The sequence below is a fragment of the Pseudomonas sp. S2_C11 genome (assembly GCF_054668395.1).
The window spans coordinates 2164755-2179511 of the sequence record NZ_CP162765.1; the positions used below are offsets into that span (position 1 = coordinate 2164755).

Here is a 14757-nt window from a genome sequence, read left to right on the forward strand (position 1 = left end):
GGTGATTCCGTTCTGTTGTCGCGTCGCCTTAGTGTTGGGCAACGGCGGCTGATTCCAGGAGCCGATCTACTTTGATAAACGACTCGTCCTTTGATTGCAGGATCGCCATGATCCCAAGCTGGGTCTCGAACAGCGGACCGTTCACGACATGGCCAAGCTTGAGCAGGTGATCGCCATCATAAATGTTGTTTTTGAGCAACATGTCGAGGTTGTCCGCGATGTCATTCAAGCGGTCATCGTCTGGCTCATTGAATGCTGCGTATTCCTCATCGATCCAGTACATCCAGCCCAGACGCGCTTGTACTTTCGCGGCCGCCTCGGGCAGATTGAACGCCGCTCTGTCACCGTCCCACGTTGATTGATCGGTGGCCTTCCAGGTGAGCCATCGCCCACGCTCTTGACCGAAATGAATTGGCGCCGGGCTGTAGACCGCATCCCAGCAGCCTAGTAACTGATCGAATGCTTTATCGGCGGTGTAGGCCAGCGCAGCCCATAGACTCGGCTTGTGGAAACTCAGCAGACTTTGGCCACCTGAACCATCGTTTGCCTTAAGCAGCCAGCGCGCATGAGCCAGAGCTTTTCCAGGATCCCGGGTTGAGATTGCGATTCCCGAAAAGCGTTCCTCACATAGTTCCACAGCGACCTTTGCCACTTTGCCGCCCTTTGGGGCCACCAGCCACAATGGCTCGTCAGGAATCCCTGCAAGGTCTGTCCCTACAAACAGACCTTGAGCGACGACGGGTTCGCCTAATCGATAAAGACGGCCTAAAGCGTCAGGCTGGAGCCCTTGGTCAATGATGAAACACAGCGACTCGCTGGTAGCGGGCAAGTCAGAAAAGTTGTAACGAGGCTCGGCGAGGAGAGCGCTCAGCGCTTTTACATGCATGTGCAATCCTTACGGCTGCAAGCGCCGTTACTCTGTTTTCCACACAGCGGGGTAATACCTGACTCATTAAGACGGGCAGGGAGCGGTGCTTTCCCCGCCTTATCCGCATCCGCAACCTTCATCGGCCCCGGCAACAACGGCGCCGCCGGCGTGCCCACCCCGGGCGAGCCGCCGGTATTGACCTTCACCTCAGCGCCGCTGATGGTCACGCCACCCGCATCGACCTTGACGAAGCTGCCGCCAGCCTTGGCGGTCAGTTCCATGGCGCCTTCGACCACGACTCTCTGGCCGGCGTAATAATGGATTTCGTTGCCGGCCTCAACAAACTGCCCAGTCCCAACCTTCACATGCTGCGTCACTCCCACCGTCAGGTGATCATCCGCGCGCATCTCACCGATGCGATTCAGATGGGTGATCCGGTGCTCTTCAACCTTGAACTCGCTCAACACGTTGGCTTCAACGGTGTCGTGGCGTTCGTTGCCGACGCGGATTTTCTGGTCGTGTTCGATGTTTTCGTCCCAGTCGCGCTGGGCGTGGATGTAGATCTGTTCGGCGCCTTTCTTGTCTTCGATGCGGAATTCGTTGTAACCCTTGCCGCCCGGGGAGCTGAGGGTTTTGAAGGTGCTGCGGGTCTTGTTGGCGGGCAGGTCGTAGGGGACGACGTTTTCCTTGTGGTACAGGCAGCCGGTGACGAGGGGCTGGTCGGGGTCGCCTTCGAGGAAGGTGACGAGCACTTCCATGCCGATGCGCGGGATGGCGATGCCGCCGTAGGCTGCGCCGGCCCAGCCGCTGGCGACGCGCATCCAGCAGGTGGTTTTGTCGTCAGACTGGCCGTCGCGGTCCCAGTGGAATTGCACTTTGATGCGGCCGTACTGATCGCAGTGGATTTCTTCACCGGGCGGGCCCGTCACAACGGCGGTCTGGCTGCCGAGGACTTTCGGTTTCGGATGTTCGAGGGCAGGGCGGTAGTGCGCGTCCCACGGGGTGGCGAGGAAGCTGTTGCGGTAGCCCTGATGGAAATCGCTTTTGTTGTCGGTGACGTCGCTGGTGACGTTTTCGCCGAGCACTTGCGGCTGTTTGCCTTCGTGGAAGACTTCCAGCAGCAGCCACAGATCGTTCCACTCGGCGCGCGGGTGTTCGGCGAGCGTGAGGAAATGGCCGCTGGTCAGCGTCGGTTCATCACCTTTGCCTTCGGCGAGTTTGTAGTCGCTGCGATGGCGCTCGAGGGCGCGGGTTGAGAGGAACTTGCCGCGCTCGCGAGTCGTGAAGCGGCCGGGGTAATCGTAGTCTTCCAGGTCCGGGGCGAATTCGGATTTGACCGCGCCTTCGGGCAGCAGCTTGGGTTTTTCGAAATCGTAGTCGCGGCGGCTGACGCGGGTGGTGCGGGTTTCCAGGCGCAGGTTGAAGCGCTTGATCACCGGCTTCTCGGCGGCCATGCCGGAGTCTTGCTGGTAGCTGACCGGCTTCAGTTTGCGGAACACCGTCTGGTCGTCGCCGAACACCAGTTTGTGGCCGCTGCTGCTGTGCTGGAAGTGGAAGTGGATGCCTTCCTCTTCGCACAGACGCTGGATGAAATGCAGGTCGGACTCATCGTATTGCACGCAATACTCGCGTTCCGGATACTCGGCGCCGAGCTGGAAGCTGTAGGCGTCAGAGAGAATGCCGCGATCTTCCAGCACCTGGGCGATGATTTTCGGCACCGTCAGTTGCTGGAAGATCTGCTGATCATGGTTGTGCTGCAGATACGCCAGTTGCGGCATCAGGCTGATGCTGTAGCGGGTCAGGGTCTTGCCGGAGTCGCCCTGCTCGATGCGGTAGACCTGGCCGTGAATCTTGCCTTCTCCGGTGGCGCCGAAGGTCAGGCAGGCGCGCTTGTGCAGTAGCTCTTCGAGCTTCAGGTCGGGGCGGGCGCTGACCAGTTCGAGGTCGAAACGGAACGGTTCGTTGAGGGCTTCGCGACCGGTGAAGCTGAGGACTTGCAGGTCGGCGTTGGCGTCTTCGATCGAGAGGGTGATGTGGGTTGCATTGGCGTCCAGCATGCCTTGAATTCCGTCCGTTGAATAAGCAGGTGATGGATGTTGCAGGATTAGACGGCCTCATTCAAGGCGCAAATGGCGTAGGTGTGGGGCGTCAGTGCCATAGGGAAAACCCTTAGGAGGGCGGTTTGGGTCAGTGAAATCGGGCCTTTCATAGACTTTGATGGTGTTTGAGAGATTGCCATCGCGGGCAAGCCCGCTCCCACAGGTTTCTCGGGTGTACACAAAATCGGCGTTCACTAAGGTCTTGTGGGAGCGAGCCTGCTCGCGAAGGGCTTCTACAACCAATGCCAGAACCGGCTCCAGAACCCGCGATTGAGGTCTTCCTTGCAGCCGGCATATTGCTGCGCATACAGATCCGAACGGTTCTGCACCTTGCGCGCGGTCGGCGGTAGCCAGGCTTTGCTCGCGTAGGTCTTGTTGCGGAAGCCGCCCCAGCCTTCGTGGTAGTTCAGGTATTGGTTATAGGCGTCGTATTTGTACACGCCGTTGATCGAGGTGGTCTTGTCCATGTACCAGCCGACGAAGTCGATGGCGTCGTCGAAGTCTTCGCGATCGGCCCAGTTGCGGCCGGTGCTTTTCTGGTAGTCGGCCCAGACTTCGTCCTTGGCTTGCGCGTAGCCGGACGCGGTCGAGACGCGGCCCCAAGGAATCACCCAGAGCAGGTATTTGCGCGGCGTCTTGGCGTCGTAGCGGTAGCCGGATTCCTGATACATGATCGCGAACGGCACCTGGATCGGCACGCCCCAGCGTTTCTGCGTGACTTGCGCAGCGTCGTACCAATCGCTTTTCTCGCGGAAGATTGCGCAGATGTCTTCCGGGGAGCGGGGCGGCGAGGTGCCGCAACCGCTCAGCAGGGTGGCCATGGTCAGGAGGGCGAGGATGTGCCTGTAATTCAAGAGCTGTTTTCCGTCGTGCGCAAAAAGGCCGACAGTCTACGCGCTCAGCTCAATTGATGACGATAGGGCAGATCCGGACCGGTTTTGCTGCAGGTCAGCGCGGCGGCTTGTACGGCGAACCTGAGCATGCCGTCGATTTGCTCTCGACTGAGCTGCTGGACGCCTTCTACCGAGTCCAGCGAATGTTCGGTCAGCCAGGTGATCAGCGCCGCCTGGAAGGTGTCGCCGGCGCCTACCGTATCGGCGATCTGAACCGGGTTGGCCGGCACCGACCACGAGCCATGGGTGCGACTGAACACCGTTGCGCCGTCGCCACCGCGTGTCAGGAACACGATCTGGCAGCGATGTTCGAGCCAGCCTTCAATAACATGCTGCGGATCTTGCTCGGGATAGAGCAGGCTCAGATCCTCGTCGCTGACTTTGATCAGATCGGCCAGTCGTACCAGCGTGGCGATGCGTTCGCGCCATAGCTCGATGTTCGGCTCGGGATTGAGGCGCACGTTGGGGTCGAGGCTGATCAGGCGTTTGCCGCTTTCGCGCTGGACCAGTTTCAGCAACGTGTCGCCAATCGGCTGCACCACCAGCGAAAACGAGCCAATGTGCAGGCCGCGCACCTCGTCGCCAAGTGTCGGCAGATGCGCCTCGCTCAGTTGCCGGTCGGCACAGCCTTCGCCACGGAAGCTGTAGTGCGGTGAGCCATTGGCGCCTACCGCGACCATCGCCAGGGTGGTCGGCGCGGCAAAATCCACCAGATAGTCCGGGCGCACGCCTTCGTCCTGCAGCACTCGCTGCAAACGGCGGCCGAGGTAGTCGGTGGACAGCCCACCGAAGAGCGCCGAGTCCACGCCCAAACGCCGCAAACCTACGGCAACGTTGAACGGCGAGCCGCCGGCAATTGCCTTGAAATTGACTTTCGAGGCCAGACCGCTGGCATCGTTTTCGCTGAAGAAATCAAACAGGGCTTCGCCACACACCAGGTACATAGTTGTTTGCTCGTTATAGGGTTGCGACATGCTGTTGATAGCGTTCGTAAGCCTGCTGGAACGCCGCGACATTGGCGGCGATCGGCAGGGTTTCACTGCGCGCGTCGAGTTTGACGCAGCGTTCGCACAGATCGGCCAGGGACACATCATCGCCGTTCGAGCGCGATGCGCACCACGCCGCTTGAATCGCCGCACCCAGTGCGGCGGCTTCGCTTTGCTCGGTGCAGATGACCGGGGCGTTCATGATGTCGGCGACGACCTGCCGCCACACCGCGCTCTTCGAGCCGCCGCCGATCAGGCAAATGCGCAGGCTTTGTAAACCATTCTGGCGAAGCAAATCCAGCCCGTAACGCAAACCGAAGGTGGTGCCTTCGACGGCCGCGCGGCACAGATTGGCCTGGGTCAGGTTGTCCATGGTCAGGCCATGCAGGCTGCCGGTGGCGTGGGGCAGGGCGGGGACGCGCTCACCGTTGAGGAACGGCAGCATGCTCACGCCTTCGGCGCCGATCGGCGACTGCGCGACCAGTTGGTTGAAGGTCGGCAGATCGAGCCTGAACAGTTCGCGAATCGCACCGGTGGCGTTGGTCAAATTCATGGTGCAGATCAGCGGCAGCCAGCCGCCGCTGGAGGAACAGAACGTGGCAACCGAGGCATCGGCGCTGACGTTCGGCTCCTCCGAATAGGCGTAGACCGTGCCGGACGAACCGAGGCTCATGGTGATCGCGCCGGGCTGAATATTGCCGGTACCAATGGCGCCCATCATGTTGTCGCCACCGCCGCTCGAGACCACCGCGTTGGGGTTGATGCCGAGTTGCTCGGCGATTGCCGGGAGGAGGGTGCCGACGGCGGCGTGCGCGTCGATCAGCTCCGGCAGCGCGGTTTGCAAACGGCCGCTGGCGTCGATGTCGCGCAGGATCTGCACATCCCATTGCCGCGTGCGCACGTCGAAGTAGCCGGTGCCGGAGGCGTCGCCGTATTCGCTGCAGGCGCGGCCAGTGAGCCAGTAATTGAGGTAGTCGTGAGGCAACAGAATCCGCGCGATGCGTGAGAACACGTCGGGATGCTGCTCTTTGGTCCAGAGCAGTTTCGACACCGTGTAGCCCGGCGCAATGACCACGCCGAGGCGTTCCAGCGAACCTTGCTCGCCGCCCATTTGCGCGAGCAAGCGCTCGTTTTCCGGCGTGGTTTCGGTATCGCACCAGAGCTTGGCCGGGCGCAGCACTGCGCCTTGCTCATCGAGCAGGACCAAACCGTGTTGCTGGCCGGAGACGCCGACACCGAGGATCGCCTGACCGTCGACTTCTGCCGCTTGCAAGGCCTGGCGGGTGGCGCTGACGAATGCGTCGAGCCACTGTTGAACGTCTTGTTCGCGGCGGCCGTTGGCGCCGCTGATCATCGTGTGCGGCGCCGCGCCCAGACCGAGCACCTGACCGCTGTCGGCGTCGAGGATGATCGCTTTGGTGCCTTGGGTGCCGCAGTCGATACCCAGGAAGAGCTTTGTTGTTGTCATGTATGGGCCTGTCAGATTGCGCTGAAGATCAAGAGCTACCCCCTCACCCCAGCCCTCCCGAAACGTCGGACCGCCCCCAAGGGGGCGAGGGGGAAAGGGAGCAGATTTTCATGCCTTTCACACTCTGTATTCGACTCGGAATTTCAGGTCGATGAATAACGGAAGAACCACGCGGTCGGTTCCCTCTCCCTCCGGGAGAGGGCTAGGGTGAGGGGCTTTTCAGCCGAGCACCCGTTCCAGAGTCCCCGAAACCCCAACCTCGCGCAAACTCTGGCAGCACCACTCGAATGCCGCAACAAACTCCGCCGACTTCGGTATCGCTGTGCCGAAAATCTCTTCAACACCCAGCAACCGCTCCGTGATCAACCCATCGTCCGCCACCAATCCCTGACAGAAAGCCGCTCGCGGATCCGGAATCGAATACGTATCGCCATTCTCATCCACGCCCTTCAAATACAACGCCCACGCCGCGACGACCAGAGCTGCACGTTTGGTCTCGCGGCCATCAGTGATCAGCCGATTGATCGTCGGGACGGTGAACTTGGGAAATTTCGACGAGCCATCCGAACACACACGCTCCAGTTGATCGGCAATCGCCTGATTGGAAAACCGCGCGACCAGCGTGTCCTTGTATTCGCTCAGATCAATGCCCGGTACCGGGGCCAGCTGCGGCGTGACATCCAGATCCATATAAGCGCGCATGTAACGCACGAACAGCGGATCGTTCATGGTCTCGTGGACGAAGCGATAACCCTTGAGGAAACCCAGATAAGTGAGCGCCAGGTGACTGCCGTTGAGCAGTTTGATTTTCATCTCTTCGTACGGCGACACATCGTCGGTGAACTGCACGCCGACCTTTTCCCATGCCGGGCGGCCGCTGACGAATTTGTCTTCCAGCACCCACTGTACAAATGGTTCGCAGACCACCGGCCAGGCATCGTCGACGCCGTGTTTGTCGGCCAGTTGCAGGCGATGCGCGGTGCTGGTCATCGGTGTGATGCGATCGACCATGGCGTTGGGGAAACTGACGTTCTGGTCGATCCAGTCGCGCAGATCCGGATCACGCAGGGCGGCGAAAGCCAGCAGCGCCTTACGGGCGACGGCGCCGTTGTGCGGCAGGTTATCGCAGGACATCACAGTAAATGCCGGAACGCCCGCCGCACGCCGTTTGGCCAACGCGGCGCAGAGGAAACCGAACACGGTGCCCGGCGCCTCGGGATGGGCCAAGTCGTGTTGAATCTGCGGCAGGTGCGCCATGAATTCGCCGTTGCTGTCGTCGATGCAGTAACCGCCCTCGGTGATGGTCAGCGAAACGATACGGATCTGCGGTTCGGCGAGTTTGTCGATCAGTGCTTGCGCGCCATCTTCGGCCAGCAGCATGTCGCGGATCGCGCCAATGACGCGCACTTCGGTGTCATCGCTGTCGCCCAGTTCAAACAGGGTGAACAGGTAATCCTGCTCGCGCAGATCATCGCGGGCGCGGCGATCTTCCGGGCGTAGCCCGACGCCGCAGATTGCCCAGTCCAGCGCTTCGCCAGTGTTCATCAAGGCATCGGTGTAATACGCCTGATGCGCACGATGGAAACCACCGACGCCGATGTGGGCGATGCCCTGGCGTGTGGCGCCGAGGTCGTAGCCCGGCAGCTGCACTTGGGCGGCGAGGCGATTGAGGTTCTGTTGGTTGAGTTTCATCGGATAGTCTCGAAATCAGGCCGCAGCGCGCAGTGGACGGGTCAGCGCCACACCTTCGGCATCGAACAGATGGCAGTGAGTCGGGTCCAGGCGCAGGCTCAATTGCTCGCCGTAACGGCTGGCCAGATCGCCGCGCACGCGCATGGTCAGGGCTTCGTCGGCGCTGGTGGTGACGTGGCAGAAGGTGTCGCTGCCAAGGCGTTCGCTGACGTCGGCAGTCACCTGCAACGTGCAGTCGCCGGGTTGCGCCAGCTCCAAGTGTTCAGGGCGAATGCCCAACGTCACTGCGCCTCCGACACTGAGGTTGGCGGCGTTGAACGGCAGGGTGATGCGCGTGCCGGCGTCCAGCGAAACTTCGCAGCTGGCGCCGTCGATGCGGGCAATCTTGCCTTTGAGGAAACCCATTTTCGGCGTACCGAGGAAGCCTGCGACAAACAGATTGGCCGGGTTGTGATAGAGGTCCAGCGGCGAGCCGACCTGTTCGATTCTGCCGCCATTGAGCACCACGACTTTATCGGCCATGGTCATCGCTTCGACCTGATCGTGGGTCACATAAATCATCGTCGCTTGCAGGTCTTTATGCAGGCGCAGCAGTTCCAGACGCATCTGCACGCGCAACGCCGCGTCGAGGTTGGACAGCGGCTCATCGAAGAGGAAAATCTTCGGGTTGCGCACGATGGCGCGGCCGATCGCCACGCGCTGACGCTGACCGCCGGACAGCTGTTTGGGTTTGCGCTCGAGCATCGGCCCGAGTTCAAGAATGCGTGCCGCTTCGCCGACCTTGCGCTCGACTTCGGCTTTCGGCACGCCGGCCAGATCGAGGGCGAACGACATGTTCTTTTTCACCGTCATGTGCGGGTACAGCGCGTAGGTCTGGAACACCATCGCCAGATCGCGCTTGGCCGGGCTGACTTCGGTGATATCGCGGCCATCGAGTTCGATAGTGCCGCCGCTGACCTCTTCCAGCCCGGCGATCAAGCGCAGCAGGGTGGATTTGCCGCAGCCCGACGGGCCGACGAAGACTACGAATTCCTTGTCGTTCACTTCAAGGTCAATGCCCTTGATTATGGAAAAGCCTTCGAAGCCTTTTTGCAGATTCTTGATTTTCAGGTTGGCCATGAGATGGGCCTCCGCAATTTATTATTGGGTTAAACCAGATCGGCTTTTCTGTGGGAGCGAGCCTGCTCGCGAAGGGGCCGTGTCAGTCGACATCAGGGTTGAATGACACTCCGCTTTCGCGAGCAGGCTCGCTCCCACAGGGGATAGGGTTGGATTCGGGATGTTCATTTCACGGCGCCGAACGAGAGACCGCGCACCAGTTGCTTCTGGCTGATCCAGCCAAAGATCAGAATCGGCGCACAGGCCAGGGTCGATACGGCCGACAACTTGGCCCAGAACAGCCCTTCGGGACTTGAATACGAGGCGATCAGCGCGGTCAGCGGTGCGGCATTCGATGAGGTCAGGTTCAGCGACCAGAACGCCTCGTTCCAGCACAGGATCAGCGACAGCAGCACGGTCGAGGCGAGGCCGCCCTTGGCGATTGGCAGCAGCACGCGGACCATTTCCTGCCACAGCGTCGCACCGTCGAGGCGGGCGGCTTCGAGGATGTCTTTGGGGATGTCCTTGAAGTAGGTGTAAACCATCCAGACCACGATCGGCAGGTTGATCAGCGTGTAGATCACGATCAGCGCAATGCGCGTGTCGAGCAGGCCGAAACTCTTGGCCAGCAGGTAGATCGGCATCAGCACGCCCACCGGCGGCAGCATCTTGGTCGAGAGCATCCACAGCAGCGTGCCTTTGGTGCGCTGGGTTTCATAGAACGCCATCGAGTACGCCGCCGGTACCGCGATCAACAGACACAGGGCGGTGGCGCTGAAGGAGATCACCACCGAGTTCCAGGCGAAGCTGAAGTAGTCGCTGCGCTCGTTGATATGCAGATAGTTCTCCAGCGTTGGCGTGAAGATGAACTGCGGCGGCGTGGCGAAAGCGTCGATTTCGCTCTTGAAACTGGTCATCACCATCCAGAAGATCGGGAAGAAAATCACGATCGCGATGGCCCAGGCCAGCGTGCCGAGCAGCAGGCTTTGCAGGCGACGGGATTGTTGGAGGGTCATGGCAGGCCTCACGCTTTGTCAGTCAGGTTTTTGCCGATCATTCGCACCAGAATGATCGCGGCGATGTTGGCGATGACCACGGCAATCAAACCGCCGGCCGAAGCCATGCCGACGTCGAACTGCACCAGCGCCTGGTTGTAGATCAGGTAGGCCAGGTTGGTCGAGGCGTAGCCGGGGCCGCCGTTGGTGGTGGTGAAGATTTCGGCGAACACCGAGAGCAGGAAGATTGTTTCGATCATCACCACCACAGCAATCGGCCGCGCCAGATGCGGCAGGGTCAAGTGCCAGAAAATCGCGATCGGGCCGGCACCATCCAGGCGCGCGGCTTCTTTCTGTTCCTGATCCAGTGACTGCATGGCGGTCATCAGAATCAGGATCGCGAAGGGCAGCCATTGCCACGAAACAATGATGATGATCGACAGCAGCGGGTAGTGCGCCAGCCAGTCCACCGGTTGCGCACCGAACAGCTTCCAGATGTAGGCGAGGATCCCCGAGACCGGGTGGAAAATCAGGTTTTTCCAGATCAGCGCACCGACGGTGGGCATGATGAAGAACGGCGAGATCAGCATGACCCGCACCAGGCCGCGCCCAAGGAATTCGCTGGCCTCCAGCAACGCGCTGATCAATACGCCGAAGACCACGCTGATCAGCAACACGCTGCCAACCAGCAGCAATGTATTGGTCGCGCCGGGCATGAAACCCGAATCAGTGAGGAAATAGGTGAAGTTCTCCAGCCCCACGAATTCATTCTCGCCGGGGTAGAGCAGGTTGTAGCGGATCATCGAAAAGTACAGGGTCATGCCCAGCGGCACGATCATCCACAGCAGCAACAGCGCCACCGAAGGACTGACCAGAAACCAGCCGGGATTGCGCACGCGCAGCTTGCGCTGCGGTGGCGACAGGTCGATGTGGGCTTTGGCAGTTGAAGTATTCATGGCATTCACAACCGAGTCATACAGACCTATGGAGATCCCCATGTGGGAGCGAGCCTGCTCGCGAAAGCGCTGGGTCAGTGTCATGTGTGTTGGCTGACACGACGCCTTCGCGAGCAGGCTCGCTCCCACAAGAGGCAGGAGCAAGGCATTCAGCGGTTACTTGGGATAACCCGCGCGCTTCATCTCGCGTTCCGTGGTCTGCTGCGCCGCCGCCAGCGCCTGATCCACCGTGGTCTGGCCGATCAGCGCCGCCGAGAACAGCTTGCCGACCTGGGTGCCGACTGCCTGGAATTCAGGAATGGTCACTAGTTGAATACCAATGTACGGCACCGGTTTCAGCGTCGGTTTGCTCGGGTCAGCGGCCTTCAGCGATTCCAGCGTCACTTTGGCAAACGGCGCGGCGCTCATGTAAGCATCGCTGTAGGTCGAAGCGCGGGTGCCCGGCGGCACGTTAGCGATGCCATCGGTCTTGGCAACCAGTTCGCCGTACTCTTTGGACGTGGCCCAGGCGCTGAAGGTTTTTGCTGCGTCCTTGGCCTTGGAGCTGGTCGGAATCGCCAGCGCCCACGAATACAGCCACGCCGAGCCTTTATCCGTGACTTGATGCGGAGCGAAGGTGAAACCGACGTGATCGGCGACCTTGCTCTGGGTCTTGTCGGTGACGAACGAACCAGCGACGCTGGCGTCGACCCAGATCGCACATTTGCCGCTGTTGAACAGGGCGAGGTTTTCATTGAAACCGTTGCTGGATGCGCCCGGCGGGCCGGATTTCTTCATGGTGTTGACGTAGAAATTCAGCGCGTTTTTCCACTCCGGGCCGCTGAATTCCGGTTTCCATTGCTCATCGAACCAGCGCGCGCCATAAGCATTGGCGACCGTGGTGACCAGCGCCATGTTCTCGCCCCAACCAGCCTTGCCGCGCAGGCAGATGCCGTACTGCTCTTTGTCTTTGTGGGTGAGCTTTTCGGCAAACCCGGCGATCTCTTCCCAGGTCGGCCGCTCCGGCATGGTCAGCCCGGCTTCCTTGAACAGGTCGGTGCGGTAATAGGTGATCGAACTCTCCGCGTAAAACGGCAGCGCATACAGCGAACCCTTCACCGACAGGCCTTCGCGCACCGACGGAAAGACATCGTCGAGGGCGTAACTGGCCGGCAGGTCCTTCATCGGCTCCAGCCAACCCTTGCCGCCCCAGAGTGCGGCTTCGTACATGCCGATGGTCAACACGTCGAACTGGCCGCCCTGAGTGGCGATGTCGGTGGTCAGGCGCTGACGCAGGACGTTTTCTTCCAGCACCACCCAATTGAGCTTGATGTCCGGATGCTCGCTCTCGAAGGTTTTCGAGAGTTTCTGCATGCGGATCATGTCGCTGTTGTTGACGGTGGCGATAGTCAGGGTCTGGGCGCCAAGGCTGACGCTGCTGAGGGTCATGCAGGTGAGAGCGAGCAGAGCTTTTGCAGTGGGTTGCATCGTGCACTCCTTTTCTGACACCCGACGGGGCAGAAGGACAGTTATTGTTTTTGTGTCTTCCGAATGCAGGAAGAATCTGCGCTGATTACAGCCTTCCACGGCGGAGCTGACAAATCATCCCTAGCACTTTTGTCGATACTTTTTTGCACTGGGGTTTGAGCGGGTGAACGCAGGGAAGGGGTTTTGCGCGAGGGGGCGTTAGCGAATGCGTACAGATTTCGCCAGCCGGGGCACGGTTTTTTTGGGAGCGAGCCTGCTCGCGAAGATGGTGTGTCAGCCACAGGATTTTTCAATGACAGACCGCTTTCGCGAGCAGGCTCGCTCCCACAGGTGGCGTGTCGTCAGAGATGGTTCTGTTCTGTCAGCCGTTGCACCGCCAGCCGTCGATAGTGCGACGGCGTCATGCCCTTGAGTTGCTGGAAGCGTCGATTGAAGTTGGAAATATTGTTGAAGCCCGACTCGAAGCACACCTCGGTCACCGGTTTGTCACCATCGGCCAGCAGCTCACAGGATTTGCTGATGCGCAGGCGATTGACGAATTCGATGAAGTTGCGCCCGGTGGCCTGTTTGAATACCCGGCTGAAATAGGTCGGTGTCATGCCCAGGTGCTCGGCCACTTCTTCCAGTGAGATGTCCCGCGCGTAGTGGCTGAAGATGTAGTCGACCGCGCGGTTGGTGCGGTCGATGTTGTGTTCGTCGGCCAGTTGCGGCGTGGTGGCGCCGGACAACAACTGGAAGTCATCACTGGCCGCGAGCAATTCCATCAGGATGAAAAAATGCCCGAGGCGAGTGATGCCGGTGCTGTCGGCGATCCGCTGCATCAGTGTCATGGCCTGACGGATCGTGCGCTTGCAACGAAATTCGATGCCGTACTGCGCACGCTCAAGCAGTGGCGCCAGGGATTTCAGCTCAGCGAACACCTGGTGCCCGCTCTCGAACAATTCGTCGGTGAAGTTGACCAGCATGTCGCGCTTCTCCACCACTTCATCCTCGGAGACCTGGCTGATCCAGTTGTGCGGCAGGTTGGGACCGGTCAAAAACAAAGTCTCTGGATAGAAGTTGCCGATGTAATCGCCGATGAACACCTTGCCGGAGCTGGCCACGATCAGGTGCAGCTCGTACTCCTTGTGGAAATGCCAGCGCACCAGCGGGCAGGGGAAGCCGTGCTGGCGGTAGATGATGGACAAACCGTTATGGTCGTCCATCAACTCGTAGGAAGGGTCGGTCACGCGAGCGGTTCGGGTCATGACGGGGCACTTTTTTATTATCGCTGCGCGATCATGCCTCGTTTTTTGCCATTTGTGCCACTTCCGACCGGCCGTCCGTGGTGACCGCTCAGCTGAGCTTGTCGCGCGCCTTTTGCAGGTTGGCCATTTGGCAGAAACGCACGATGTTGGAATTTTTGATGAAGTCGAAATTGATAATGTTGCACTTGCGCGCCCAATCGGATTTTTCCGGGTCGAACCACTCGTCAAGACTGTCGAGGATCCGCTGTGGGCCGCCGAGTGTGTAACTGGTTGCCGACAGCGACCATGGGCGGAGCGTACTGACAGGTGTGCTCAGTACGTTGTCTATATAGCCATAAAGATCCGAGGTGCTGACCTGTGATTTGCCGATCCATTTGTGATTGATTGGTCTGTAGAAACGAAAGTCTTCGCTTTCCCAGGTCATCGGCGCGGCCACCATGATGCGTTGCAATGGATTGATGGCTTTGAGTTGGCCAATTGTCAGATGCAGATTGTCGGTGGGAATGATCCGTTCCCCAAGGTGCTCCAGCAAAGCTGTTTTGAATTCCTCATGGTTGAATGGATCTGTAGCGCTGGAAAGTTCATGAAAGTCCAGAATGATAAACTCATTCGGGCTTCTTTCATAAAAACCCTTAAGGTCCCTGATCAGGTCTTCAAGCGTTCGCGAAGAGTTGAATCCATTGTGGTGGAAACGGAATCTCGCCAGTTGTTTCGCCTTGCTGTTGTATACAAGGCGTACATCAAGTGCGCGAGCGCCGCGATTCAACTGCGAATAAAAGGAAACGTCCTGGCAGGCAAGCCAGTTTTTCCCGGGAATAAGGGCGTAAGACGCTTCCCAGTCACAACCGGCGTTATGCGCGCCGGGCAGGGTCATTTCAAATAATGAAAGATTATCGATGTGTGGTGAATAAGCCATCCATTGATGGGTTGGTATATCGTCGAAGTTTTCCATGTTGCACATCCTGCGAAGTGGTTAGTAAGTTGCGCG

The 14757-nt window shown here is 59.6% G+C and carries 12 protein-coding genes; all 12 read right to left on the bottom strand.

All coding sequences use genetic code 11. The annotated features are described in order from the left end of the window. Positions 1-28 precede the first annotated feature (28 nt). Positions 29-886, bottom strand: coding sequence for a DUF4123 domain-containing protein (locus tag AB4N48_RS09930; protein WP_375122247.1), 858 nt, complete (start codon positions 884-886; stop codon positions 29-31). Further along, positions 877-2925, bottom strand: coding sequence for a type VI secretion system Vgr family protein (locus AB4N48_RS09935; protein ID WP_460095297.1), 2049 nt, complete (start codon positions 2923-2925; stop codon positions 877-879). Before AB4N48_RS09935 ends, AB4N48_RS09930 begins: the two co-directional genes overlap by 10 nt. A gap of 275 nt (positions 2926-3200) precedes the next feature. Beyond that, positions 3201-3788, bottom strand: coding sequence for a transglycosylase SLT domain-containing protein (locus AB4N48_RS09940; RefSeq protein ID WP_041480414.1), 588 nt, complete (start codon positions 3786-3788; stop codon positions 3201-3203). 77 nt (positions 3789-3865) lie between these two features. Beyond that, a complete protein-coding gene (locus tag AB4N48_RS09945) occupies positions 3866-4804 on the bottom strand; it encodes a carbohydrate kinase family protein (protein ID WP_460095298.1) in 939 nt (312 codons plus the stop codon). A 13-nt stretch (positions 4805-4817) separates the two neighbouring features. After that, the gene (gene xylB / locus AB4N48_RS09950) at positions 4818-6314 is read right to left on the bottom strand and encodes a xylulokinase (protein ID WP_460095300.1); all 1497 of its coding nucleotides are present in this window, start codon (positions 6312-6314) and stop codon (positions 4818-4820) included. Between the two features lie 219 nt (positions 6315-6533). Beyond that, positions 6534-8006 carry a mannitol dehydrogenase family protein gene (locus AB4N48_RS09955; protein ID WP_460095303.1) on the bottom strand — a complete coding sequence of 491 codons (1473 nt, stop codon included), beginning with the start codon at positions 8004-8006 and terminating at the stop codon, positions 6534-6536. A 15-nt stretch (positions 8007-8021) separates the two neighbouring features. Then, entirely contained in the window at positions 8022-9125 is a 1104-nt protein-coding gene (locus tag AB4N48_RS09960; RefSeq protein WP_252884290.1) for an ABC transporter ATP-binding protein, read from the bottom strand. 164 nt (positions 9126-9289) lie between these two features. After that, the gene (locus AB4N48_RS09965; protein WP_016774872.1) at positions 9290-10120 is read right to left on the bottom strand and encodes a carbohydrate ABC transporter permease; all 831 of its coding nucleotides are present in this window, start codon (positions 10118-10120) and stop codon (positions 9290-9292) included. 8 nt (positions 10121-10128) lie between these two features. Continuing rightward, a complete protein-coding gene (locus AB4N48_RS09970) occupies positions 10129-11055 on the bottom strand; it encodes a carbohydrate ABC transporter permease (protein WP_041480415.1) in 927 nt (308 codons plus the stop codon). A 156-nt stretch (positions 11056-11211) separates the two neighbouring features. Continuing rightward, positions 11212-12522, bottom strand: a complete 1311-nt coding sequence (locus tag AB4N48_RS09975; protein WP_056789755.1) for an ABC transporter substrate-binding protein — start codon at positions 12520-12522, stop codon at positions 11212-11214. A 341-nt stretch (positions 12523-12863) separates the two neighbouring features. Further along, the gene (locus tag AB4N48_RS09980) at positions 12864-13769 is read right to left on the bottom strand and encodes a helix-turn-helix domain-containing protein (RefSeq protein WP_460095307.1); all 906 of its coding nucleotides are present in this window, start codon (positions 13767-13769) and stop codon (positions 12864-12866) included. Between the two features lie 88 nt (positions 13770-13857). Continuing rightward, positions 13858-14721, bottom strand: coding sequence for a PI-PLC domain-containing protein (locus tag AB4N48_RS09985; protein ID WP_460095309.1), 864 nt, complete (start codon positions 14719-14721; stop codon positions 13858-13860). Positions 14722-14757: the final 36 nt, after the last annotated feature.

Bases quoted from the DNA above. Each gene is read 5' to 3' on its own strand.
- AB4N48_RS09930 (WP_375122247.1), bottom strand. From the start codon at position 886: ATGCATGTAAAAGCGCTGAGCGCTCTCCTCGCCGAGCCTCGTTACAAC.
- AB4N48_RS09935 (WP_460095297.1), bottom strand. From the start codon at position 2,925: ATGCTGGACGCCAATGCAACCCACATCACCCTCTCGATCGAAGACGCC.
- AB4N48_RS09940 (WP_041480414.1), bottom strand. From the start codon at position 3,788: ATGGCCACCCTGCTGAGCGGTTGCGGCACCTCGCCGCCCCGCTCCCCG.
- AB4N48_RS09945 (WP_460095298.1), bottom strand. From the start codon at position 4,804: ATGTACCTGGTGTGTGGCGAAGCCCTGTTTGATTTCTTCAGCGAAAAC.
- xylB (WP_460095300.1), bottom strand. From the start codon at position 6,314: ATGACAACAACAAAGCTCTTCCTGGGTATCGACTGCGGCACCCAAGGC.
- AB4N48_RS09955 (WP_460095303.1), bottom strand. From the start codon at position 8,006: ATGAAACTCAACCAACAGAACCTCAATCGCCTCGCCGCCCAAGTGCAG.
- AB4N48_RS09960 (WP_252884290.1), bottom strand. From the start codon at position 9,125: ATGGCCAACCTGAAAATCAAGAATCTGCAAAAAGGCTTCGAAGGCTTT.
- AB4N48_RS09965 (WP_016774872.1), bottom strand. From the start codon at position 10,120: ATGACCCTCCAACAATCCCGTCGCCTGCAAAGCCTGCTGCTCGGCACG.
- AB4N48_RS09970 (WP_041480415.1), bottom strand. From the start codon at position 11,055: ATGAATACTTCAACTGCCAAAGCCCACATCGACCTGTCGCCACCGCAG.
- AB4N48_RS09975 (WP_056789755.1), bottom strand. From the start codon at position 12,522: ATGCAACCCACTGCAAAAGCTCTGCTCGCTCTCACCTGCATGACCCTC.
- AB4N48_RS09980 (WP_460095307.1), bottom strand. From the start codon at position 13,769: ATGACCCGAACCGCTCGCGTGACCGACCCTTCCTACGAGTTGATGGAC.
- AB4N48_RS09985 (WP_460095309.1), bottom strand. From the start codon at position 14,721: ATGGAAAACTTCGACGATATACCAACCCATCAATGGATGGCTTATTCA.